Source organism: Mannheimia sp. USDA-ARS-USMARC-1261, assembly GCF_000521605.1.
Classification (GTDB): domain Bacteria; phylum Pseudomonadota; class Gammaproteobacteria; order Enterobacterales; family Pasteurellaceae; genus Mannheimia; species Mannheimia indoligenes.
Genome location: NZ_CP006942.1, coordinates 1,777,865 through 1,801,645 on the forward strand (window position 1 = coordinate 1,777,865; position 23,781 = coordinate 1,801,645).

Sequence of the window (23,781 nt, forward strand, 5' to 3'; positions counted from 1 at the left end):
TCAGAAGCAATCGCTTTTGAGGGTGTTCATCTTTAAAACTATAATTAGTCTTGTGTTTCGCCTAGTAAAGCCAACTCTCGAGCTTTAATTTGGTTTTTCAGAATGTCCACTAAGTCTGAAACGAGGTAAGTGCCTAAGTCTGCACCTTTGCGGGTACGTACAGATACTTTGCCTTCAGCGATCTCTTTATCACCGCAAACAAGCATATAAGGCACACGGCGTAAGGTGTGTTCACGCACTTTGAAACCAACTTTTTCGTTACGAAGGTCAGCTTTCACACGAATCCCTGCATCGCTTAAGGTTTTCACTACTTGTTGTACATAATCTGCTTGGCTGTCGGTAATATTCATTACCACTGCTTGCACAGGGGCTAACCAAGTTGGGAAGAAACCTGCGTATTCTTCGGTAATAATACCGATGAAACGCTCAATAGAGCCAAGAATTGCACGGTGAATCATCACGGGTGTACGGCGACCATTATCTTCCGCCACATAAGAAGCTTCTAAGCGACCCGGTAGGGCGAAGTCTAATTGCACTGTACCACATTGCCATTCTCGACCTAAGCAATCACGAAGTGCAAACTCAATTTTCGGACCGTAGAATGCACCTTCGCCTTCTTGGATTTGATACTCTAAACCATTGTTGCGAAGTGCGTTTGCTAAGCCTTCTTCCGCTCTGTCCCACATTGCATCATCACCAATACGGTTTTCCGGACGGGTTGAAAGTTTAACCGCAATGTTAGTAAAACCGAATGTGCTGTAAATATCGTACACCATTTTGATACAGCTTGTTACTTCAGACTCAATTTGTTCTTCAGTACAGAAAATATGTGCATCATCTTGGGTAAAACCACGTACACGCATTAAACCGTGTAAAGAACCGGACGGCTCGTTACGGTGGCAAGAACCAAATTCTGCCATACGAATTGGTAAATCACGGTAAGATTTCAAACCTTGATTAAAGATTTGAACGTGCCCCGGGCAGTTCATCGGCTTAATCGCATATTCACGGTTTTCAGATTGCGTGGTGAACATTAAATCCGCGTAGTTTTGCCAGTGCCCTGTTTTCTCCCAAAGCACTCTGTCCATCATAAATGGACCTTTTACTTCTTGGTAATCGTACTCTTTTAATTTGGTACGCACGAAAGTTTCTAATTCACGGAAAATTGTCCAGCCGTCATTGTGCCAGAACACCATACCCGGTGCTTCTTCTTGCATATGATATAAATCTAATGCTTTACCAATACGGCGATGGTCGCGTTTTGCCGCTTCTTCTAAACGAGTTAAATATTCACTCAATTGTTTTTTATCTGCCCAAGCCGTGCCGTAAATACGTTGCAACATTTTGTTTTTGCTATCGCCACGCCAGTAAGCACCCGCCACTTTTTGCAGTTTAAAATGTTGGCAGAAACGCATATTTGGTACGTGTGGACCACGACACATATCAATATATTCTTCGTGATGATATAACGCAGGGGTTGCGGTACGTTCGATGTTTTCATCTAAGATTGCCATTTTGTACGGCTCGCCACGTTTTTCAAACGTATCACGGGCTTCTTGCCACGTTACCGGGCGTTTTACCACATCGTAGTTGGTTTTCGCTAATTCCAACATACGTTTTTCAATTGCATCTAAATCTTCTTGAGTTAAAGAACGATCTAAATCCACATCATAGTAGAAACCGTTTTCGATGGTCGGACCGATAGCCATTTTCACATCGGGGAATAATTGTTTGATTGCGTGCCCTAATAAGTGAGCCGTTGAGTGGCGAATGATCTCTAAACCATCTTCATCTTTTGCGGTAATGATTTCAAGAGTGCTGTCTTGGCTGATAATGTCGCACGCATCACGGCGTTCGCCGTTTACACGACCGGCAATGGTTGCTTTCGCTAAACCTGCACCGATTGATTGAGCAACTTCCATTACGGAAACCGGGTTGTCAAATGAACGTTGTGAACCGTCCGGTAAAGTAATAATTGGCATAATAAATCCTTACAGTGGTAATCCATACGAGAGATTACTTGTTGAGTTTGAGAATGAAAAAACCGCTTACAAGCGGTCTTTTTTGATTAAAATTTTGCAATTTGCTTATTATTTCCCTTACAAATGGGGAATAAAAGCACAATAATTCTAGCACAAAACAAAGGAAAATTAAACCTTACTGTTTTCGCTATTCGTTAGACTATCCTGAGATTTTTCTTCATCCAGCTCAATATTTTCGTTTTCTGTTTGCTGCTCTTCTTCAAATGTTTCAAGCTGAGCTTGGTATTCTTGCACTACCTCTTCATCAAATGGAATAAGTTCTTCCTCAACTAATTCAATTTCTTCAATCGGGCTTGCGGTAGCAATAGGTGTGGCGTATTGCATCTCTGCACGCTCCGCTTTCGGAACAGGTTTAGTTCTGACAGCACAAATGAATAAAATAAGTGAAAACAGACCAAAGAGTGCATAAAAACCGTACTCAGCAGACAGGCTCATCGCAAAACCGATAAGCGGTGGAGCAACCAATGCCCCTAAACCATAGCAAAATAGCAAGCCTCTGCTAACTTCAACGGTGTTCATATTATTCGGCAATTCATCGTTAGCCCGGGCGATACTCAACGCATATAAACTAAATAAACTACAGCCAAATAAAAAGGCAATGATGTATTGTATCCAAGCGGTCAAATTTTCTTGAAAAATTGCAAATAGCCCAATAAGTGCAGTAAGAGTACCGACCACCGCACAAGCTAAAATAGCGTTACGTCTGCCAATGCGGTTTGAGAGCATCGCCATCGGCATTTGGCTGATAAAACCGCCGATCATCGAGATCATCAAATAAAGCGAAATTTCGCTTAGTGAAAAGCTAAATTTCAGCAGAAATACCGACACCATTGTGAAAAAGCCATTGACCAACATTCCGCTAATAAAACTGGTAGCTAAGGCTAATGGCGAAATCGAAAATAGTTTAGGAATGCTAATACGTTCACGAGCTGGAATATCGGGTTGAACCATTTTAGTTAAAGCGATGGGGATCATCGACATCACTACTAAAATGGTCGATAAGGTAAAAATGTTTCGGCTGCTAAGCTCTAAACTTAATAAACTCACCCCTAAAATAAAGGCTAGGTAGAAAATAATATTATAAGTAGCAAGCACTTTGCCTCTGGTATCAACATTCGTTTTTTCGCTTAACCAACTTTCCACTAAAAGCAACAAACTATAATGACAGAAGCCCAAAATGATGCGTAACACACCCCAGATCCATAAATTATCCACCATCATATGACTAAGGGCAGCAATAGCAAAAACGGCACAAAATACACTAAATGAGCGGATATGCCCGACACTCGAAACAATACGGTGAGCCAAAATGGTGCTTAGTGCAGCTCCAATAAAGAAAGCCGCATTGAGTAAACCGATGATAATATCCGTTACCCCCATTTCGGCAAGTTTAATTCCTGCTGAGTTTAGAAATAAACCATAGCCGAAAAACAGAAAAAAGATACCTGAATAAAGGGAGTAAAATTTAGTGCTATTCAATGAATTCTCCTTAATCGGTTTACTATTATTAAAAAACATTGTACCGACTTAATCACTTTTAAGCAAAAATAGGATAATCAGTTGAATAGAAAAGGCTTTGCATTAAGCAAAGCCTTAGAAAGATTAGAGTTTAGAGAAAAATTTGTAGCTTGGGCTAACTAAGATGCTTGCGAGAAGTGCTTTAAGCACTCCACCTAAAATAAATGGATATAAACCGGCTTGTAATACTGTGCCTTCCGGTACAAAGAAATAAAGTTGTGCTAAGCCGAATGCAAAAGTAATCACACTAGCAATCAATGCAACAAATAAGCTCTTCCAAAAAGAATTTAATACGCCTTTATCACTATAATAGCCTAAGAAATAGGCAGTTGGGATATAACCCAATAAGTAGCCCCCTGTCGGACCAAAGAAATGATGGAAACCTGAAGCACCACCGGCAAAAACGGGTAATCCAATAGCCCCTTCAAAGAGATAAAGTAATACTGCTGCCGTTGCCGCTTTACGCCCCATTGCAAAACCAACAACCGTTAAAGCAAGTGTTTGCCCTGTAATTGGCACTGGGTACATTGGTACAGAAATTTGAGCAAAAATCGCAAGTAAGGTTGCACCGATGAAGGTTTTCAACCAAAATGTTGTTGTACTATTGGCTTCTAGCCAACGTTTAGTTTGAGTTAATTGAGTGGTGAACATACTTTTCTCCTTAAATATAGTAAAAATGTTCGCAACGAATTATATAGGAATATATCTTTTAGGGTAAACGTAAATTGTGTATGGTAAAACCAGTTTATATTTATTGTGATGAAGGTAGCAGTGAAATTGGGGCTCAGTCATTGCTATTAGCGGTAGAACAATACTTACCGCACCCGGCTTGCCTGATTAATGCTGAACAAATTATTCAAGGCAAATTATCTGATGGCTGTTTATTGATAATGCCCGGTGGTGCAGATTTGCCTTACTGCAAAAAATTAAATGGAGAAGGCAACCGCAAAATTCGTCATTTTGTTGAACAAGGCGGAGCTTATCTCGGTATCTGTGCCGGAGCTTATTATGGTTGTGCTGAATTGGATTTTATAGGACTTGGCTATAGTGTAAAAGGTAGCCGAGAACTTTCGTTATTTAATGGTGTTGCAAAAGGTAGCTTACCTAAGTTTACGAATGGAAAGCTCTACGATGAAGGGGTCGAGAGTAAAGCGATGATCGAGATAACACTTGCAGAAGGTAAAAAAATGACGTTTTATTACCACGGTGGTTGCTGCTTCGAGCCAACACCTAAAGCAGTTTACCACCCATTGGCTTACTATCCAGATGGATCATACGCGATGATAGAAGGAGATTTAGGGCAAGGATATTATCTGCTCTCCGGAGTGCATTTTGAATTACAAGCGGTCATTTATCAGCAGAAAATTGTAAATTGCTGTGAAGATCGTGAAATAAAAGCAAAAGAAGAAACAATTTGTGCCTATTTTGATAAAAATTATGGCTTGCAGGTTTGGCAACACCTAAAAAGAAGATTAAATCAAGTGTGAGAAAATAATCTCTCACTATTCTGCCAAATGGTTTCAGCGATAATTTGGGGTTGCTCATTTCGCAATTCACACAAGCTATTAAAACTCATAATAAGCCGTTCCGGTCGATTAGGCTGCCCTTGAAAACCGAAAACAGGCATATCAGGAGAATCAGTTTCCAACAATAAACTTTCTAGCGGTAATTTTCGGATTGCTTCACGGGTTTTGTTCGCTCGTTGATAAGTAATTGTGCCGCCCACGCCAATTTTATAGCCGAGATCAACAAAACGTTTTGCTTGTTCATAACTCCCAGCAAATCCGTGAATCACGCCGGTTTGAGAAAGCTGTGCTTTTTTTAAAAACACAAATAACTGATCGTGGCTTTTACGTGAATGAAGATTAACCGGCAAATTGAATTTTTTAGCAAGGGCAAGCTGTGCCTCTAAAAACTCACACTGTTTTTTCCATAGTTCAGGAGAAGAAACTTCGATCACGGCTTTTTCTAAGCCTATTTCACCAATTGCAGTACAGAGTGGCACTTTTTGACTTAATCGATTTTCTAATAAATCTAAATCAGAAAGTTGATGTTGTTGAATATAGAGTGGGTGTAAACCTAAACCATAAACAATATTTTCCGGCTTTTCATTAGCACAAGCGGTTACTTTTTCAAAATTTTTTGCAAAAACAGAAACCACTAATATTTTTCCCACTTGATGTTTTTGAGCATTTTCCACCAGTTCAGAAATACTTAAATTAAGGCTTTCTGAAAGGTAATCAAGATGAGTGTGAGTATCAAAAAATCGCATAGACAAAGTTGTACAGCTAATAAAAATGGGGACTTATTGTCCCCATTTTTGCATTTTTAATCAAGTTTAGCTGGTAGCTAACTCATCTTCATCACGCACATTATATGGTTTAAGTAATGTGAAGAAGCAGATGATACATACTACTGTAATCGCTAAACCGATGTACACTGATAATTGGTAATCTAAACCAAAGCCGATTTTATTATAAGCTAAATAAGTTGCACACACGGTTGTTATGAACCACGCCGGGATTGAACATACCCAGTGGAATTTGTTGTAGCGATATAAGTAACCTGCGGCTGTCCATAACATTACCATTGCTGTCATTTGGTTTGCCCAAGTGAAGTAACGCCATAATACGCTGAAGTCTAATTTCGATACAATAAAGCCAAGAACAAACAGTGGAATTGCAATGTATAAACGTTTTACTAATGCACGTTGTTCGATACCAAAGATTTCCGCTAATTGTAAACGTGCTGCACGGAATGCGGTATCGCCTGAAGTAATTGGTAATACCACCACACCTAATACCGCGAAGATACCGCCGATAAAGCCTAAGAAGTGTAATGAGCTATCATATACTACTTTAGACGGTGAACCTGCTGCGATGGCATCTTGTAATGCTTGTGGGCTTTCATAGAATGCAAGACCTACCATACACCATACTAATGCGATTACACCTTCAGTAATCATCGCACCGTAGAAAATGAAGCGACCTTCGCTTTCATTTTGTGCACAACGTGCCATTAATGGCGTTTGTGTTGCGTGGAAGCCTGATAATGCACCGCAAGAAATCGTTAAGAATAGTAATGGCCAAATTGGAACATCACCTTTCACTTGGAAGTTTTGAGTGAATTTTTCCCACGTTAAGCCCTGACCATCAGCATTTACCGTACGGAAGAAGTCAATTGGATCTGCCGCACTTAAATGAGCACTCACTAAACCATACACCATACCCACAGACATAAAGAGCAATAATGCACCGAAGAATGGGTAGATACGACCGATGATTTTATCCACAGGTAATAAGGTAGCTAAAATATAGTAACCGAAGATAATTAGTGTCCAAACTGAGATAACGGTTGCTTTATCCATTCCCCAGACAGTAATACCGCCTGCTGCAACAGCTTCTTTTACCGCTTCAACATCACCTAATTCCATTGCACCTTGGGTTGCACCTGCAACATCCATTGTAATGGTTGCTAATAATTGAGCCGGGCTTGCAACGAACACCACACCTACTAATAAAAGCAGAACTAATGCCATTACGTTAATAAATAATTTAACCGGACGACCTAAAAACTTACCTGCAAGGTTTGGCATTGTTGCACCACCATTACGGATACTTAACATACCACAGAAATAGTCGTGTACTGCACCGGCAAAGATACAGCCGATAACAATCCATAACATTGCAACCGGTCCGTATAACGCACCTAAAATCGGACCAAAGATAGGACCCGTGCCGGCAATATTTAATAATTGAATAAGCCAAATTTTCGTTTTCGACATTGGCATATAGTCCACACCATCTCTCATTGAGTTAGCCGGTGTTAATTTATTTGGATTAATCACGAAGATTTTTTCGATGATTTTTCCATAGGTAAAATAGCCAAGAATAAGTATGGCTACGCAAAAGAAGAACCACAACATAATAGAAATCCTATAATCTATAAATGAATGAAGAAAGATTTTTAGTATAAATACTAAAAAGTCGTGTCATTGTAAGTAGGAGTATGAGTAAAGTAAAATAAATTGTGAGATTTGTGTGAAATATTTTGCCAGAAATGTGAACTATGTCAAAAATCCCCTGCCTAAAGGGGATTTTTTATATGATTAAGAATAGAATTTTTGAATTTTTGCTTCAATTCCCTTCGCATCTAACTCAAGTTCGGCATAAGCTTCAGGTTGAGTAGATTGAGGCACGAAGAAATCAGGAATACCAAGCATTACAAGCGGTTTAATTTTGCCGATATTTTGCAAATATTCATTTACAAAACTCCCTGCTCCACCTTGAATAGCATTTTCTTCAAGGGTAACGAAAAGCTCGTGTGAATCCGCCATTTTTTGGAGTAAATCTTCATCAAGCGGCTTAACAAAACGCATATCAACAAGCGTATAATCGTGTTTTTCTGCCACAATTTTGGCTTCATCTAATAATGCCCCGAAGTTTAAAATTGCGACTTTTTTGCCTTCACGAATTACCCTCGCTTTACCCACTTCTAATGCTTGCATTGGTTGCAACGCTACACCTTTTGCATTTCCTCTAGGGTAACGAATAGCGGTTGGCGTATTCATTGTATAAGCGGTATAAAGCATTTGACGCATTTCGTTTTCATCGCTTGGTGCCATAATTGTCATATTTGGAATACAACGCATAAAGCTTAAATCAAATGCACCTTGATGAGTTTGACCATCTGCTCCCACAATACCGGCTCGGTCAATGGCAAAAATGACAGGCAAGTTTTGAATTGCCACATCGTGAATAAGCTGATCGTAAGCTCGTTGTAAGAAACTCGAATAAATAGCAACAACAGGTTTATAACCTGCAATTGCTAAGCCTGCACCAAAGGTAACAGCGTGTTGTTCGGCAATTGCCACATCAAAATACTGTTCCGGAAAACGTTTGGAAAACTCCACCATCCCCGAACCTTCACGCATTGCTGGAGTAATGCCGATAATTTTCGAATCACGCTCTGCCATCTCACATAGCCAATCACCAAAAATATTGGAATAGGTTGGCGGAGCTTTTGATTTAGGCAACTCATTAATTGTTGGATCAAATTTAGGTACACCGTGATAGCCGATAGGATCATTTTCCGCAGGACTATAACCTTTCCCTTTCTTAGTGCGAACGTGTAAAAATTGCGGTCCTTTCAACTCACGCATATTGCTTAAAGTTTTCACTAATTCATCAATATTATGACCATCAATCGGACCAATGTAGTTAAAGCCTAATTCTTCAAATAGAGTACTTTCTGGCGAAAAAATAACGCCTTTCATATGCTCTTCACTTTTCTTCATAAAGTTTTTGATGGTCGGCACTTTATCAAGAATTTTTTTGCTTCCATCACGCACAGAAGTGTAAAGCGAGCCAGAGAAGATGCGAGCAAGATGATTATTTAATGCCCCCACATTTTCTGAAATCGACATTTCGTTATCGTTTAAAATCACTAACATATCAGTATGCAATGCACCTGCGTGATTTAACGCTTCAAACGCCATACCTGCGGTAATTGCTCCATCACCAATCACACAAACGGTTTTACGTCCGGCATCTTCTTTTTCAGCTGCAACCGCAATACCTAAGCCGGCACTAATGGAAGTAGAAGAATGCCCAACACTTAATACATCATAAGGGCTTTCTTCACGCCAAGGAAAGGGATGAATGCCATCTTTTTGGCGAATGGTGTGCATTTGCTCACGGCGACCTGTTAAGATTTTATGTGGGTAAGCCTGATGTCCTACGTCCCAAATCAGTTGATCAAATGGGGTTTGATAAACATAATGCAATGCAACCGTAAGCTCCACCACACCTAAACCGGAGGCTAAATGACCACTTGTTCGACTCACAGACTCCAGTAAATAGGCTCGCAATTCATCAACCACCTCTTGCAGTTTATCTGTCGGGAGCAAACGCAAGTCTTCAGGAGAGTTGATTTCATTTAACAGAGGATACTTCTTTTCCATCATATTTATTCCCACAATTTATTCGCAAAATGAGCAAATGATATTGTTATAAAATTAAGCTTTTAATTCTTCAGTTAAAGTTGGTTGAATACTGTTTAAAATTTCTTTTACGACACGACCATTACCAACCACTAAGTTGCCCGATTTTAAGTAATCTGTTCCGCCGACAAAGTTAGTTACAATCGCCCCTGCTTCACGAGCGATTAATTCACCTGCTGCACAATCCCACGGTTTTAAGCCGATTTCAAAGAAACCGTCCACACGACCGGCTGCAACATAAGCTAAATCTAATGCTGCCGAACCTGTACGACGAAAATCAGCCACACCATTATTCATTAATGCTTCAAGCATATTTAAGTGTGCTTCACGATGTCTTAACACTTTAAAAGGGAAACCTGTTGCTAATACAGTGCCTTTTAAATCACGGCGTTCTGCATCAATGCGTAAGCGGAACTCATTTAATTTTGCTCCTTCACCACGCACTGCAGTGAAAAGCTCATTACGGATAGGATCGTAAACCACTCCTACTGTTGTACGACCATTCTCACGAATGGCAATAGAAACAGAGAAATGCGGTAAGCGTTTTACGAAATTAGTTGTGCCATCTAATGGATCAATTACCCATTGCACATTTTCATTGCTACCGTTTAATACGCCTGACTCTTCCGTTACGATAGAATGATCAGGGTAAGATTTACGGATCACATCAATAATTGCCGCTTCAGCCGCTTTATCAATATCGGTTACATAATCATTTGTATTTTTTTGATAAACTTGAGTATCTTGAGGCGATTGCTCATAGCCTTTGGCAATAATATTGCCTGCTTTTCGTGCAGCACGAATAGCAATGTTTAACATTGGGTTCATATTTCCACCAGATTTTAAAGAACATTAAGAAAGCACCGATTATAAAGAAAGTAGCCCGATAAAGAAACAACAAGCGGTCTAATCTGTGAAATTTTTTGCAAAAAAATGGCTTTTTCTAACCGCTTATAAATTGTATTCGTTATAATAAGCTTAATTTTAGCCACAACTTAGGTATGAAAAATGAAATTTAAAGAAAATAATGAGCCTCGTTTTAAAACTAGAGATGAAAAGAGAACGAGTGATCGTTCTTCCCGCTTTTCGGAAAAAGGCAAAGAGCGAAGCTTTGAACGCAAAAATGAGCGAAATGATAACCGTAAAGCCAATTTTCAACGTGAACGCTCTGAACCAATTTACCCAACCGAGGGCAGAAAAGCCAGCGGCGAAGGCAGCGTGCAAATTTGGGTAAAAGGCGGTAACTCATCAAAAGAGAAAAAAACAGGTCCGCTTTCGCCTCGAGCACCGGAAAAAATTAAGAAAAACCGCTTAGAGGAAATGAAAGTGTATGGCGAAAATGCGTGTATCACATTATTCCAACAACGTCCTGAATCTATTGTGCGTTTATGGGCAACAGTTGAAGGTGCGAAGAAATTAGGCGATGTAATGAGCTATTTAGCCGAACATAAAAAGGCATATCACGTTATCGATTGTGAAGAAATGGAACGTGTAACCGGTACTGAACATCACGGCGAGATGTGCTTATTAGTGAAAAAATCGTCATCATTCGTGTTAGAGGGCTACTTACAAGTCCCGAAAAAGCAAGATTGTTTAGTATTGCTAGATGGCGTGAATAATGCACAAAATGTTGGCGGTATTATCCGTACCTGTGCATTTTATGGGGTGAAAGGGATCATCACGGAAAATGTAGATAGCTTAAATTCAAGTGCCGCAGCTCGTGTAGCGGAAGGTGGATTAGAGTTTGTGCGTGCTTTAGAAACGAAGAATAAGCAAATTGCGTTAGTGCAGTTACGCCAAGCCGGCTACCAAATTGTACATCTAACCCGCCATAAGCAAGCTCCATCTTTAACTAAAACGAAATTGGCAGAGAAAGTGGTCTTTGTATTAAGTGAAATTCCGGCAAGCGAGATTGCTTATATGGAAGATACCACCGTACAGCTTTCATTTAACAATCCGTTAAATAGTGGTTTAAATGTGGCAGTTAATACAGGTATTCTGCTTAACCAATGGTATCAAACCCATATTCTCTAGTCGTTTATAGGAATAGAAAATGAACCCACAAAAACCGTTTGAAGTTATTGCAATCGTTGGCACGCCTCGCCACGATAGTGCCTTTGAAACACATCTCGCAGTGTATAACTGGTTAAAAGATCGAGATTACACCATTTTAGTGGAAAAAGAGGTCGCTACCCAGTTACAGCTTGCCGAAAGTTATTGCCTAGATGAAATCGGGCAACGTGCCGAACTTGTAATTGTGATTGGTGGTGATGGCAATATGCTAGGCATTGCTCGTGCTTTAGCCAAATATCGTGTACCGCTTATCGGCATTAATCGTGGTAATTTAGGTTTTTTAACCGATATTGCCCCTCAAACGGCTTTTGAGCAGCTTTATAGCTGCTTAGTGAAAAATGAATATGTCATTGAAGAGCGTTTCTTGCTTGAAGCCTATATTGAACGTAACGGCAAAATCATTTCATTAAATAATGCCTTAAATGAAATTGTGGTTCACCCAACACAAGTCGCTCGAATTATTGAATTTGAAGTTTATATTGACGGCAAATTTGCCTTTTCGCAACGAGCAGATGGCTTAATTGTGGCAACCCCAACAGGCTCAACTGCTTACTCACTTTCTGCCGGCGGTCCAATTCTCACCCCGAATATGAATGCTATCGCACTTGTGCCAATGCACCCACACACGCTTTCATCACGTCCGTTAGTCATTGATGGCGACAGCCAAATTTCACTCCGCTTTGCAAAATATAATACCCCTGATTTAGAAGTGATTTGTGATGGGCAGGAAAAGATGAGCTTTAGCCCTGAAGATCGTGTATTAGTTAGAAAAAGCCCTGATAAATTACAACTACTGCATTTAAAAGATTACAACTACTTTACTGTGCTAGGTTCAAAATTAGGCTGGGCGAGTAAGTTATTTTAAAGTGTAAAATATCCCTGCCCGTTATAGATACTCATTTTTTACAAGCGGTCATTTTTTTCTGACATTTTGCAGGTTGAATATGAAAGTTATTCATATTCAACTTCAAAACATATCATTTTTATTCAACAAAAATTTATGGTTCAATAAGTCATCTCAACAACAATAAGAACTCAAAGGAGACGTTAAGATGACTACAGATTTCAAATGCCAAGTTCACACCATTGAATTTGATGAAAACTATGAACCAGCCAATAGCACTCGCTTAACCACCAATTTTGCCAATCTTGCACGTGGCGAAAACCGTAAGCAAAATTTGCAAAATACGATTACGATGATCAATAACCGTTTTAATGATTTAGCGAATTGGGATAACCCAAATGCGGATCGTTATTCTGTGAAATTAGACATTGTGTCCGTAGATATTGACGTAGAAGGTAAAGGCGAATTTTTCCCTGCTCTTGAATGGCTTAAAACCTATGTAATCGATCACAAAACAGGTAAGACCATTGATGGTATTGTAGGTAACAGCTTTTCATCTTATGTGCGTGATTATGACTTTAGTGTTCTATTACTTGATTACAACAAAGATAAACCAAGTTTCAGCGTACCGGAAGGCTATGGCGATTTACACGGCAAGCTCTATAAACACTTGGTAAACTCCCCTGAATATCAAGCAAAATTCCCAAAATCACCTGTGATTTGTTTAAGTGTGGCAACCACTCGCACTTATCACAAAACCACTAATGTTCACCCAATTTTAGGGGTAGAATATGTGCAAAATGACTATTCATTAACCGATGAATACTTTGCCAAAATGGGCTTAAAAGTGCGTTACTTTATGCCACAAAAATCAGTTGCACCTTACGCGTTCTATTTTGATGAAAACACGGATCTACTGAACGATTATAGTAACTTGGAACTTATCAGTACCATTGCAACAATGGAAGCTTTCCAAAGAATCTATCGCCCGGAAGTGTATAACGCAAACTCTGTAGCAGGACAGGTTTACAAAGCCAGTTTGACTTATGGCGATTACTCTACTACCCAAGTGGAATATGACCGTGAAGAGCGTACTCAGCTTGCGATCAAACAAGGCAAATACACCGAAGAACATTTTATTAAGCCATATCAAGCTATTTTAGATGCTTGGTTAAGTGAAAAATAGGAATAAAAAAAGATGAGCAAAATCCTTCTCCCAACTTCTACCGCTGGCAGTTTACCCAAACCGGCTTGGCTTGCTGAGCCTGAAAAACTCTGGTCTGAATGGAAATTCAGTGGCAGTGAATTACTACAAGCAAAAAAAGATGCTCTTTTAGTTTCACTTGCTGAGCAAACGGCAGCTGGCATTGATATTGTGAGTGATGGTGAACAGACTCGCCAACATTTTGTAACAACCTTCATTGAGCATTTAGACGGCGTAGATTTTAACAAGCGTGAAACCGTCCGCATTCGTAACCGTTACGATGCCAGTGTGCCAACCGTGGTAGGAGCGGTTTCTCGCCCTAAATCCGTATTTGTTGAAGATGCAAAATTCCTTCGAGCCCATACTGACAAACCCATTAAATGGGCATTGCCGGGTCCAATGACGATGATCGACACCTTATACGATGCTCACTACAAAAGCCGTGAAAAGCTAGCGTGGGAATTTGCTAAAATTTTAAACGAAGAAGCGAAAGAGTTAGAAGCCGCAGGCGTAGATATTATTCAATTTGACGAACCTGCGTTTAACGTATTCTTTGATGAATTAAACGATTGGGGCGTTGCTGCTCTTGAACGAGCAATTGAAGGCTTAAAATGCGAAACTGCGGTGCATATCTGCTACGGCTACGGCATTAAAGCAAATACGGATTGGAAACAAACGCTCGGTTCAGAATGGCGACAATACGAAGAGAGCTTCCCGAAATTACAACAATCTAAAATTGATATTGTCTCTCTTGAATGCCAGAATTCCAAAGTACCAATGGATTTAATTGAACTTATTCGTGGTAAAAAGGTAATGGTGGGAGCTATTGATGTCGCAACCAATACAATTGAGACACCTGAGCAAGTAGCAGATACATTGCGTAAAGCATTGCAATTTGTCGATGCCGATAAGCTCTACCCTTGCACTAACTGTGGTATGGCTCCACTATCTCGTGAAGTCGCTCGTGGCAAACTCAATGCACTTAGTCAAGGTGCGGCGATAATTAGAGCAGAATTGGCGGGTTAGAAAAGCAAAACTTACTATCTTACAAGCGGTCATTTTTGGTAAAAAATTTACAAAATATGACCGCTTGTTGCTTTCTGCTTTTATAGGAGTATGATTATTTAAATTAATACTATCTATTAGATTAAAAAATACGTAAAATATCGGCAAATCAACTTACGCAAACGTTTACTTAAGCTTTATAGGAGTCCAACAATGTTAAAACGTGATATGAATATCGCAGATTATGATGCTGTTTTATGGCAGGCTATCCAAGATGAAGATCGCCGCCAAGAAGAGCACATTGAGTTAATTGCCTCAGAAAACTACGCAAGTCCGCGTGTAATGCAAGCTCAAGGTTCACAATTAACCAATAAATATGCAGAGGGCTACCCTAATAAACGCTACTATGGCGGCTGTGAATATGTAGATATTATTGAGCAATTAGCGATTGATCGTGCTAAAGAATTATTTGGTGCTGATTATGCTAACGTGCAGCCACACTCTGGCTCACAAGCAAATGCTGCGGTGTATATGGCGTTGTTAAATCCGGGTGATACCATTTTAGGTATGAGCTTAGCTCACGGCGGACATTTAACACACGGTGCTTCAGTTAGTTTTTCCGGCAAAATCTATAAAGCTGAGCAATATGGCATTACCGCAGAAGGCTTAATTGATTACGATGCATTGCGTAAGCAAGCTCAAGAAGTCAAGCCGAAAATGATTGTGGCTGGTTTCTCTGCTTATTCTCAAGTGATTGATTGGGCTAAAATGCGTGAAATTGCTGATGAAGTAGGAGCTTACTTATTTGTGGATATGGCACACGTTGCAGGTTTAATCGCAGCAGGTGTTTACCCAAATCCACTTCCACACGCACACGTTGTTACAACCACAACACATAAAACATTAGCCGGTCCTCGTGGTGGTTTAATTTTATCTGCTTGTGGCGATGAAGAAATCTATAAAAAACTACAATCTGCGGTATTCCCGGCAGGTCAAGGTGGTCCGTTAATGCACGTTATTGCAGCAAAAGCGGTTTGTTTTAAAGAAGCATTAGAGCCTGAATTTAAAGCCTACCAACATCAAGTAGTGAAAAATGCGAAAGCGATGGTCGAAGTATTTAAACAACGTGGCTTTGACGTTGTTTCTAACGGAACGGAAAACCACTTATTCCTAGTAAGTTTTGTAAAACAAGGCTTAACGGGTAAAGCAGCAGATGCGGCTTTGGGTGCAGCAAACATCACGGTAAATAAAAACTCAGTACCAAACGATCCACAAAAACCATTTGTAACATCAGGTATCCGTGTGGGAACACCATCTGTTACCCGTCGTGGTTTTAAAGAAGATGATGTAGCAACATTAGCCGGCTGGATGTGTGATGTGTTAGAAAGTATCGGTAAAGACAACCACGAACAAGTGATTGCAGAAACAAAAGCGAAAGTATTAGAAATCTGCAAACGTTTACCTGTTTATGCTTAGTATGCTGTAATTTATCTTTAAAAAAGCAAATTATGATCTGCACCTCAAAAGTTGGACTAAACAACCAACTGATTAAGGTTCAGATTTTATCTTCAACATATTCACAAATATTATTTGTTCGTATTCAAATGAAATTAAAAGGACTAAGCCCTTAGAATATCGGGCTTAGTCCTTGAATTAAATCAATCTAACCATTATTGGGAACTGATTAAATTAAGAGCCTTAACGATTGACTTTAAGAATTTGCTGCGTGCTTTTCTGCCGTTGCTTTTAACAATTCTTGTAATTCACCTTTTTGGAACATTTCTAACACGATATCACAACCGCCGATTAACTCGCCTTCTACCCATAATTGTGGGAAAGTTGGCCAGTTTGCGAATTTTGGTAATTCAGCACGAATGTCTGGATTAGCTAAAATATCCACATAACCGAATGGCACTTGGCAGTTGATTACTGCTTCCACCGCACGAGCTGAGAAACCGCAAGATGGGAATTTTGGCGAACCTTTCATATAAAGTAGAATTGGATTTTCGCTAATTTGTTGTTTGATTTTGTCAATAGTTTCCATTTTTTAACCTCAATAAAATAGAATTTTAAAATTAAAATAGTTGAGTAATTATATCAGAATTAAGCCTATACCGAAATAGTTTAAAAGGTAATATCACGTCGCCCGGCAAATGAATGGGAAAGCGTCGTACCATCTACCATTTCAAGCGAACCGCCAACAGGCACTCCGTGTGCAATTCTAGTTGCTTTTACGTTGTACATCTTACACATTTCGGCGATATAGTTTGCCGTCGCATCGCCCTCAATGGTTGGATTAGTGGCTAAAATCACTTCGTGGAATGATTCATTTTCCAAACGCTGTTGGAGTAAATCCAGCCCAATTTCACGTGGACCAATACCATCAATCGGCGACAAATGCCCCATTAACACAAAATAACGCCCTGAAAACTGCCCGGTTTGCTCAATAGCTTGAATATCTTCCGGCATTTCAACCACACAAAGCTGTCCGCTCATTTGACGGCGAGGATTTTTACAAATTGTGCATTCCTCTTCTTCGGTAAAGGTACGGCAAGATTGGCAATGCCCGATATGACTCATTGCTTCGCTTAATGCCTTAGCCAATGCTACACCGCCTGAACGATTACGTTGCAACAGATGATATGCCATTCGCTGTGCCGATTTTGGACCAACGCCTGGCAAAGCTCGTAAGGCTTCCATTAAATTTTCAAGTAAAGGACTGGTTTGCATACTCAATTAGAATGGGAATTTCATACCCGGTGGTAATTGCATACCTGCTGTTACACTCGCCATTTTTTCTTTTTGCATTTCTTCTGCACGGCGAACGGCATCGTTAAACGCTGCTGCAACTAAATCTTCCACCATCTCTTTATCATCTTCCATTAATGATGGGTCGATCTCAATACGGCGGCAGTTGTGTGCCCCGTTAATGGTTATTTTCACCAAACCTGCTCCAGATTCGCCTGTTACTTCTAATTGTGCGATCTCTTCTTGCATTTTTTGCATACGCTCTTGCATTTGCTGAGCCTGTTTCATTAAGCCGCCTAAGCCACCTAAACCGCCTTTTCCAAACATAATTTTTCCTCTAAATTTAGCGATAAAATAAGCGGTTCATTTTACTGAACGCTTGTCTAATCTGCAAGCGGTTAATTTTTCCCAAAATTTTGCAAATTTGGTAAAATACCACTCATTTTTAACCGCTTGTATTCTCACTTTATGGCTTTAACCCGTTTACTGATTAATCATTTCCGCAATATCCAAAGTGCCGATTTAACATTTAGCCCCCATTTTAACTTTTTAGTCGGCTCAAACGGCAGCGGTAAAACCAGCCTGTTGGAAGCCATTTTTTATCTCGGGCACGGACGTTCCTTTAAAAGCCATATCAGCAACCGCATCATCAATTATGATAGTGATGATTTTGTCTTACACGGCAAAATTGACGAAGCCCAACATTCGTGGTCGGTTGGCATTCAGAAATCTCGAAGCGGCGATACCACTCTCAAAATCAACGGCGAAGATGGCAATAAAATTGCTGATCTCGCTCAGTTACTCCCAATGCAAGTGATTACGCCTGAGGGCTTAACACTGCTAAACGGCGGTCCGAGCTATCGCCGAGCCTTTTTGGATTGGGGCTTGTTCCACCAACATTCTGATTTCTACACCCATTGGACTAACCTACGCCGTTTATTAAAACAGCGAAATTCTGCCTTGCAGCAAGTGCGTTCTTACCAAGAGCTAAAAGCGTGGGATATTGAACTGGTGAAAACCACCTATGCAGTGAGCCAAATGCGAGCAGAATATGCCGAAGCTCTCCGCCCTGAAATTGAGAAAACCTGTCAATTTTTCTTGCCGGAATTAGAAATCGGCTTAAGTTTTCATCAAGGTTGGGAAAAGGGAGCGGATTATGCCGAAATTCTGGCACAAGGCTTTGAGCGTGATAAAGCGATTGGTTACACAATGATTGGGGCACAAAAAGCGGATTTCCGTTTTAAAGCGAACGGACTGCCGGTAGAAGATGTGCTTTCCCGCGGGCAACTCAAATTACTGATGTGTGCTTTACGCTTAGCACAAGGGGAACATTTAGTTGCTCAAAAACAACGCCAATGCCTGTTTTTGATTGACGATTTCGCCTCAGAGCTTGACCCAACCAAACGTGAACTTTTAGCCCACCGTTTAAGAGAGAACGGCTCACAAGTGTTTGTTACGGCAATTACCCAAGATCAGCTCAACCAAATGCAGTGGCAAGATAGGGCGGATGATCGCTTGTTTGAAGTGAAAAACGGTGATATTCAGCCACTTGCAAGCGGTTAATTTATGGCAAAAATTTGCAAAAAATATTTTCTCATCTATTTGGTTTTCTCCCTATCGCATTTTTAAAATAAATTGTAATGTCGAAAGACGCTATTTTATTTTTAAAAATGCCTCACAAATTATTAGGATTAGATAAAGAAAACCCAAAATTAACCATAAAATCAATTAGAAATATTAATGAAGAAACCGCTCGCAATTTCTTTCAATATTTACGTTGGGAGAGTTTAAGCGAGCAAATTTGCCCCCATTGTCAAAAAAAGCATCAAGCCTATTATATAAAAACACGCAAACAGTGGCGTTGCAAATACTGCAAACATACCTTTAGTTTAAGTTCCGGCACGATATTCCATTCTCGAAAATTATCTTTTGTTGATATTTATCATTTATTACTATACTTTAATAACCGAAAATGTGCTATTTCTATTTATCAACTAAGTATCGATCTTGGCATTTGTTATAAAACCGCCTTTATGAATGTAAAGAAAATCCAACATACTTTTTTAAAAGAACAAGAAAGCATTTTATTACAAGGTGAAGTGCATATTGATGGAAAATATAAAACCAAATCCATTAGAAAATGCAATTCTCAGCAAGCCAATGCAATAAATAAAGATAAAAACAAACTTGATAAGCAGAAAAACAAATTTTCAATTATTAACGCCACCTGTAAATACAAAGATGAAAAACAGCCGAATAAATGGGTAAAAAAGAGCATTGTTTATATTGCTAAAACAGAAGATAAAGAAACGGTATTAAAAATATTAAATCAGGTAGATAAAAATAGCAAAATTCATACTGATTCCGCCCCTGTTTATTCGATTATTAAACAGCAAGGCTTTAACCACCAAAAAGTTAATCACGCCAAAGAATTTTGCACCCCAAATGGGGTAAGTAATAACATTGCGGAAAATTTTAATAGTTTGCTTGTTCATAATTTAAATATCGTCAAACATATTAGCCAGAAATATATTTTCTTATTTAGCTTAGAAACCGCTTATCGAAGAAACCATAATCAAGATAGCCTTATTCAAAAACTAATACATTTATCTACACTTTGTTTTAATCACCCACCGATTAAGCTTATCTAGCAGCCTTCCAAACTGAAGGCGGTATGCAGAGCAACTTAGTAGGCTAAAACCCTATCAAAACCACCCCTAACGCTTGCGTTCAGGGGCGTTTGTGCTGGAGATTTCTTGGATTTTGTTAAAATCACTGATTATTTTCTGAATAGATATTGACGAAAAAAAAACGATTTAGAATGGTAATCTCAAATTTCAACTATAAAGAGGTTACCAATATGAAATTTATAAATAAAAACATATCACCAATCAGCATCCTTAAAACTTTTAATATCTCATTAGTAGTATTATTTATATCACACATCTGCTTCCTCGCATTGAACTACGAAAAAATATCTTTAAGAGAAGATATAACTTTATTTATTCCAATACCATTTTACATACTATCAATAGTATTCTCCTGTTGCTTTTTAAAAACAGGTAAAACAATAACATATTACTTATTCATCATATTTATGACAGCACTATGTTTATCATTTATTGAAATACATACCCAAACAGAAAAAATGGCAGAAACACTAAATAACATAAGTAGCTGCTTACTCTTTATGATAAAAACATTAAGCATTTTAATATCTTTAACAACTATTTTTATAGGACTATTTTCTAAAAAGATAATTAATTTATTTAACGATAATGAAAAACATTAGAAATTACCATCCCCCCCAAAATGCACAAAATTTTTTATTAAAATAAAGATTACCCATTAAAAATGGAACCCATTATGAAAAAACTTATTACGATTGCACTACTTGCATTAGCCACCGCACACGCTAAAATTGGCGATACGTTTACCGACCCTGAATTTGGGAAGATTACAGTGAAAGCGCCAGCGTTTCCTAACGATGGTAAAACCAAATATGAAATGGTGAATGGTGAGCGAAAAGCGATTTTAACACCCCAATGGAAATTTACTATGAAAGCCTCTGGTGCAAAAGTTAAAATCGAATTCGCATTGGAAAAGTTCTTAAAACAAGAGACTAAATCTGAAAGCGATATTGTTGAGATGACGAAAGTCTTTATTGGGGGGTTACAAGAATTAAAACCAATGCGTAAAACCATTTATTTAGATGGCTATAACCCTGAAATGCTTTTCCAATATGATGCTACAATTAAAAACATTCAGCGAGCGTTTAAATATCAATTTTTAGATTACTTTATAAAAATTGAGGGTACGCCTGAATTTGACCAATTAAGAAATGAAATTAACTTTTCTACTCAAATTCTAAAAAACTTAAAACTATATGAAGAATAATAAAAGCGGGTTAAACCCGCTTTTATTATATTCCAACCTCAATACTCTTTTGATTTAATATATTTTCTGCAACTTGCTCTTTCGTTTGCTCATTTGCATTTTCTTGATTAAATGCGACCGCCTCGTGTTCTTTTGCGACAAGCTTATCTAATTGAGGATATTCTTCTTTAATTTCCCCTAACGGTTTCCCTTGTTTAGATAATTCATCTAGGGCGAACTGTTTTTCTTCCTCGCTAACAGGCTCTTTATTTTTCATTTTCTGTAAAATAACCCCCAAAGTATAAGCGGGCGTTAATTGATTAGCCTCTTCTTTTTTATAAACATTATTGTATGCCCCATAAGCAGAATAACGCATAATTTCATCTTCGGTCATACGATTTATAAAACGCTCTGCTTCTTCTCGATTCATTTTTAGATGAGGATCATTAACATAAGCGGAAATTAATGTTTTTTTCATCGCATTAATATGTTTATCCAACATATCCATTAACTCTGCATTATCTTTATTTTCCAACTTATAGCTCACCAATGCTCTTAACTTCGCATATTGCTCATTAATACCGTTAAATTTTGCCTCATTTCCATCTTCTTCATTCACAAGCGTAAATTTTGTATTGGTATTGGTGAAATCTTTTAAGAAGTCGTCAATTGAGTTAATATCTGTTTTATTTTCCGAAGTTAAATTTTTCAACCCCACTTTCAACATCGCTTCGGTAAAATCCAACATAACTTGTCCGCCATCTTTGGATTTTAATGAAATCACCCCCATATCGGAGCCAAAGCTGCTGATTTTAATTTGATACCCTTTGAGGTTTTCGTCATCTTTTTGTTTTGCAAGAATATGATTAGTTACCCCCACGGTGATTTCAGTGTAAATTAAATTATTAAGCTGTCCTTTTAAATGGGCGGGGACTTCATCCTCTTTGTAGGTGGCGATTTTCGCTTGCAACTCTTTACGTTTTTGAATGGTTTCATTAATATTTGATTCAGCGACAAAAGCATCAAAATAAAAAACTTGGCTTTTTATATCTTGAATCTTTATTTTGCCACTTTCGATATTTTTATACAATTCCAACAAATCTTCTTCTGAAAGCTCACTTTTCCCTATCTTACGTGCAAACTCTCTAATCACATTCGCTTGAAGCGGAGTCAATTTATCACCATTCTCTTTTAAATAAGATTTAAGTTCTAATACACTTTTAATTTGCACAAGCAATAATTCTTTTAATTTTTGTTCTTCACTTAAACTATCATTTTGTAAAATTTGTTGGCTATTTACTAGATACGAAGCACTTGTTTCGGCAATTTTTTCTGCATTTGGCAAAGGAGGAATTGAATTTTTAGCCATTTCAAAAAGTTCTTTAGCCGCAATAAGTTTTCCTTCTGTTGGTTTAACTTCATTCCAAATTTCCGCAAACTCAGGACGTTGAGAAACAAAAGCGTCCATTTTTCTCTCAATTTCTTTATATTCTTGTGATTGGAAAAACGCTTCCACTTTGTCAAAACGTTGTTGTAATACCGCCATTGCAGCTAAATGAGATTGAATATTGTATTGCTGTCTTTCAATATTACGCTGAATACGACTATCCTCTTCACGAGTATTTTGAACCTGTACCGTTTTCTCAATATAGTCAAGGTTTCGCATAAAACGCACACGCTCACGCAAAAGCTCTTGTTTTTCTTGCTGCTCTTGCAATGCGGCTTCTAAAATAATCTTATTGTTCGCCTCTGTCGCAAACTGTTTAAATTGCTCGACTTTATCTTTGATTAAAGCGGAAAAATCCAAATCCCCTTTCACTTGCTCCATATAATCAATGATTAATGCAAGCTGTTCTTTGGTGGCGTTTTCAATGTCTGCTTTGGTTAGGTTGCTGAGGTAGGTTTTGATATTATTCATAGCTTTATTCTTGAAAAATCACTTTGTTTTATTTTAAATAAAAAACATAGAAAACAAGTTCAAGCAAGGAATAACGGCTTTGTGCATTTGGTCAAGAGGGTTTCTTTATCTTCGCCCAAATAAAGAAACCCTAGCATCTATTGATGAATTAGAGAGTTTCTTTATTGAAGCGAGTGAAAATTACTCTGCTGAAGAATTTACAAAACGCATTCTTAATGGCGGTCAATAATGTCAGCAAAGCCATTAAAAGTGAGCTATTCAAAACAGTTTGTAAGGGATTTAACTGATTTAGCTAAACGCTCCCCCAATGTGTTAATTGGACCAAAATACATTACTGTAATAAACTGTTTATTAAATCGCTTACCGTTGCCCGAAAGCTATCAAGATCACGCATTAGTTGGAGAATGGAAAGGTTATCGAGATTGCCATATTCAAGGTAATTTAGTCCTGATTTACCAATACGTTATAAACGATGAATTTGATGAATTAAAATTTTCTCGTTTAAATACCCACTCGCAAACTGCTTTGAAATAGAAGTAATCAATATAGTTT

At 38.5% G+C, this 23,781-nt stretch carries 21 protein-coding genes and 1 pseudogene; 11 read left to right on the forward strand and 11 right to left on the reverse strand.

What is annotated here, in order from left to right:
• Positions 1-44 precede the first annotated feature (44 nt).
• The 3 genes from thrS to X781_RS08600 form a co-directional block, all read right to left on the reverse strand.
• Positions 45-1,982 carry a threonine--tRNA ligase gene (gene thrS / locus X781_RS08590; protein ID WP_025236474.1) on the reverse strand — a complete coding sequence of 646 codons (1,938 nt, stop codon included), beginning with the start codon at positions 1,980-1,982 and terminating at the stop codon, positions 45-47.
• Positions 1,983-2,150: 168 nt separating this feature from the next.
• On the reverse strand, positions 2,151-3,521 hold the full coding sequence (locus X781_RS08595) for an MFS transporter (protein ID WP_038644004.1): 1,371 nt from the start codon (positions 3,519-3,521) through the stop codon (positions 2,151-2,153).
• Positions 3,522-3,644: 123 nt separating this feature from the next.
• Positions 3,645-4,211 (reverse strand): biotin transporter BioY, encoded by a 567-nt coding sequence (locus tag X781_RS08600; RefSeq protein WP_025236476.1) that lies wholly within the window; start codon positions 4,209-4,211, stop codon positions 3,645-3,647.
• A gap of 80 nt (positions 4,212-4,291) precedes the next feature.
• Here X781_RS08600 and X781_RS08605 point away from each other — a divergent pair, with 80 nt between their 5' ends.
• Positions 4,292-5,047: a BPL-N domain-containing protein gene (locus X781_RS08605; RefSeq protein ID WP_025236477.1), complete on the forward strand. Its 756-nt coding sequence runs from the start codon at positions 4,292-4,294 to the stop codon at positions 5,045-5,047.
• On the opposite strand, the gene X781_RS08610 is transcribed toward X781_RS08605, so the two are convergent.
• From X781_RS08610 to suhB, 4 genes are all read right to left on the reverse strand, one after another.
• The gene (locus X781_RS08610; RefSeq protein ID WP_025236478.1) at positions 5,038-5,832 is read right to left on the reverse strand and encodes a TatD family hydrolase; all 795 of its coding nucleotides are present in this window, start codon (positions 5,830-5,832) and stop codon (positions 5,038-5,040) included. The two genes, X781_RS08605 and X781_RS08610, sit on opposite strands and share 10 nt — an antisense overlap.
• Positions 5,833-5,898: 66 nt before the next feature.
• Complete coding sequence (locus tag X781_RS08615) at positions 5,899-7,485, reverse strand: carbon starvation CstA family protein (protein ID WP_025236479.1); 1,587 nt, start codon at positions 7,483-7,485, stop codon at positions 5,899-5,901.
• A 183-nt stretch (positions 7,486-7,668) separates the two neighbouring features.
• Entirely contained in the window at positions 7,669-9,522 is a 1,854-nt protein-coding gene (gene dxs / locus X781_RS08620) for a 1-deoxy-D-xylulose-5-phosphate synthase (RefSeq protein ID WP_025236480.1), read from the reverse strand.
• 54 nt (positions 9,523-9,576) lie between these two features.
• Entirely contained in the window at positions 9,577-10,389 is an 813-nt protein-coding gene (gene suhB / locus X781_RS08625; RefSeq protein ID WP_025236481.1) for an inositol-1-monophosphatase, read from the reverse strand.
• A gap of 180 nt (positions 10,390-10,569) precedes the next feature.
• Between suhB and X781_RS08630 the strand changes: the two genes are divergently transcribed.
• From X781_RS08630 to glyA, 5 genes are all read left to right on the forward strand, one after another.
• Positions 10,570-11,595 (forward strand): TrmH family RNA methyltransferase, encoded by a 1,026-nt coding sequence (locus tag X781_RS08630; protein ID WP_025236482.1) that lies wholly within the window; start codon positions 10,570-10,572, stop codon positions 11,593-11,595.
• 19 nt (positions 11,596-11,614) lie between these two features.
• Positions 11,615-12,499, forward strand: coding sequence for an NAD(+) kinase (locus X781_RS08635; protein ID WP_025236483.1), 885 nt, complete (start codon positions 11,615-11,617; stop codon positions 12,497-12,499).
• 187 nt (positions 12,500-12,686) lie between these two features.
• A complete protein-coding gene (locus tag X781_RS08640) occupies positions 12,687-13,664 on the forward strand; it encodes a DUF1852 domain-containing protein (protein WP_025236484.1) in 978 nt (325 codons plus the stop codon).
• Positions 13,665-13,676: 12 nt separating this feature from the next.
• Positions 13,677-14,708 (forward strand): methionine synthase, encoded by a 1,032-nt coding sequence (locus tag X781_RS08645; RefSeq protein ID WP_025236485.1) that lies wholly within the window; start codon positions 13,677-13,679, stop codon positions 14,706-14,708.
• A gap of 192 nt (positions 14,709-14,900) precedes the next feature.
• Entirely contained in the window at positions 14,901-16,163 is a 1,263-nt protein-coding gene (glyA, locus tag X781_RS08650; RefSeq protein WP_025236486.1) for a serine hydroxymethyltransferase, read from the forward strand.
• 235 nt (positions 16,164-16,398) lie between these two features.
• Here glyA and grxD read toward each other — a convergent pair whose 3' ends face one another.
• The 3 genes from grxD to X781_RS08665 all read right to left on the reverse strand — a co-directional run bounded on the left by grxD (position 16,399) and on the right by X781_RS08665 (position 17,762).
• A complete protein-coding gene (grxD, locus tag X781_RS08655) occupies positions 16,399-16,731 on the reverse strand; it encodes a Grx4 family monothiol glutaredoxin (RefSeq protein WP_025236487.1) in 333 nt (110 codons plus the stop codon).
• Positions 16,732-16,811: 80 nt separating this feature from the next.
• Positions 16,812-17,417: a recombination mediator RecR gene (recR, locus tag X781_RS08660; protein ID WP_025236488.1), complete on the reverse strand. Its 606-nt coding sequence runs from the start codon at positions 17,415-17,417 to the stop codon at positions 16,812-16,814.
• A 6-nt stretch (positions 17,418-17,423) separates the two neighbouring features.
• Positions 17,424-17,762: a YbaB/EbfC family nucleoid-associated protein gene (locus X781_RS08665; RefSeq protein WP_025236489.1), complete on the reverse strand. Its 339-nt coding sequence runs from the start codon at positions 17,760-17,762 to the stop codon at positions 17,424-17,426.
• 141 nt (positions 17,763-17,903) lie between these two features.
• Here X781_RS08665 and recF point away from each other — a divergent pair, with 141 nt between their 5' ends.
• The 3 genes from recF (at position 17,904) to X781_RS08680 (ending at position 21,332) form a co-directional block, all read left to right on the forward strand.
• Positions 17,904-18,998: a DNA replication/repair protein RecF gene (gene recF, locus X781_RS08670; RefSeq protein ID WP_025236490.1), complete on the forward strand. Its 1,095-nt coding sequence runs from the start codon at positions 17,904-17,906 to the stop codon at positions 18,996-18,998.
• A 107-nt stretch (positions 18,999-19,105) separates the two neighbouring features.
• Positions 19,106-20,086, forward strand: coding sequence for an IS1595 family transposase (locus tag X781_RS08675; RefSeq protein ID WP_158497215.1), 981 nt, complete (start codon positions 19,106-19,108; stop codon positions 20,084-20,086).
• Between the two features lie 715 nt (positions 20,087-20,801).
• Entirely contained in the window at positions 20,802-21,332 is a 531-nt protein-coding gene (locus tag X781_RS08680) for a hypothetical protein (protein WP_025236492.1), read from the forward strand.
• 25 nt (positions 21,333-21,357) lie between these two features.
• Here X781_RS08680 and X781_RS08685 read toward each other — a convergent pair whose 3' ends face one another.
• Positions 21,358-23,229 (reverse strand): hypothetical protein, encoded by a 1,872-nt coding sequence (locus X781_RS08685; protein WP_025236493.1) that lies wholly within the window; start codon positions 23,227-23,229, stop codon positions 21,358-21,360.
• 106 nt (positions 23,230-23,335) lie between these two features.
• Here X781_RS08685 and X781_RS08690 point away from each other — a divergent pair.
• Positions 23,336-23,458 (forward strand): annotated as a pseudogene (locus X781_RS08690) (type II toxin-antitoxin system RelB/DinJ family antitoxin); the annotation flags it as partial.
• Positions 23,455-23,763, forward strand: coding sequence for a YafQ family addiction module toxin (locus X781_RS08695; RefSeq protein ID WP_144084212.1), 309 nt, complete (start codon positions 23,455-23,457; stop codon positions 23,761-23,763). The pseudogene X781_RS08690 and the gene X781_RS08695, both read left to right, overlap by 4 nt.
• Positions 23,764-23,781: the final 18 nt, after the last annotated feature.

Coding starts and splice junctions, on each gene's coding strand:
- dxs (WP_025236480.1), bottom strand. CDS start 9,522: ATGGAAAAGAAGTATCCTCTGTTAAATGAAATCAACTCTCCTGAAGAC.
- X781_RS08680 (WP_025236492.1), top strand. CDS start 20,802: ATGAAAAAACTTATTACGATTGCACTACTTGCATTAGCCACCGCACAC.
- X781_RS08605 (WP_025236477.1), top strand. CDS start 4,292: ATGGTAAAACCAGTTTATATTTATTGTGATGAAGGTAGCAGTGAAATT.
- X781_RS08635 (WP_025236483.1), top strand. CDS start 11,615: ATGAACCCACAAAAACCGTTTGAAGTTATTGCAATCGTTGGCACGCCT.
- thrS (WP_025236474.1), bottom strand. CDS start 1,982: ATGCCAATTATTACTTTACCGGACGGTTCACAACGTTCATTTGACAAC.
- X781_RS08645 (WP_025236485.1), top strand. CDS start 13,677: ATGAGCAAAATCCTTCTCCCAACTTCTACCGCTGGCAGTTTACCCAAA.
- glyA (WP_025236486.1), top strand. CDS start 14,901: ATGTTAAAACGTGATATGAATATCGCAGATTATGATGCTGTTTTATGG.
- X781_RS08685 (WP_025236493.1), bottom strand. CDS start 23,229: ATGAATAATATCAAAACCTACCTCAGCAACCTAACCAAAGCAGACATT.
- X781_RS08615 (WP_025236479.1), bottom strand. CDS start 7,485: ATGTTGTGGTTCTTCTTTTGCGTAGCCATACTTATTCTTGGCTATTTT.
- X781_RS08610 (WP_025236478.1), bottom strand. CDS start 5,832: ATGCGATTTTTTGATACTCACACTCATCTTGATTACCTTTCAGAAAGC.
- X781_RS08640 (WP_025236484.1), top strand. CDS start 12,687: ATGACTACAGATTTCAAATGCCAAGTTCACACCATTGAATTTGATGAA.
- recF (WP_025236490.1), top strand. CDS start 17,904: ATGGCTTTAACCCGTTTACTGATTAATCATTTCCGCAATATCCAAAGT.
- X781_RS08600 (WP_025236476.1), bottom strand. CDS start 4,211: ATGTTCACCACTCAATTAACTCAAACTAAACGTTGGCTAGAAGCCAAT.
- suhB (WP_025236481.1), bottom strand. CDS start 10,389: ATGAACCCAATGTTAAACATTGCTATTCGTGCTGCACGAAAAGCAGGC.
- recR (WP_025236488.1), bottom strand. CDS start 17,417: ATGCAAACCAGTCCTTTACTTGAAAATTTAATGGAAGCCTTACGAGCT.
- X781_RS08665 (WP_025236489.1), bottom strand. CDS start 17,762: ATGTTTGGAAAAGGCGGTTTAGGTGGCTTAGGCGGCTTAATGAAACAG.
- X781_RS08630 (WP_025236482.1), top strand. CDS start 10,570: ATGAAATTTAAAGAAAATAATGAGCCTCGTTTTAAAACTAGAGATGAA.
- X781_RS08675 (WP_158497215.1), top strand. CDS start 19,106: ATGCCTCACAAATTATTAGGATTAGATAAAGAAAACCCAAAATTAACC.
- grxD (WP_025236487.1), bottom strand. CDS start 16,731: ATGGAAACTATTGACAAAATCAAACAACAAATTAGCGAAAATCCAATT.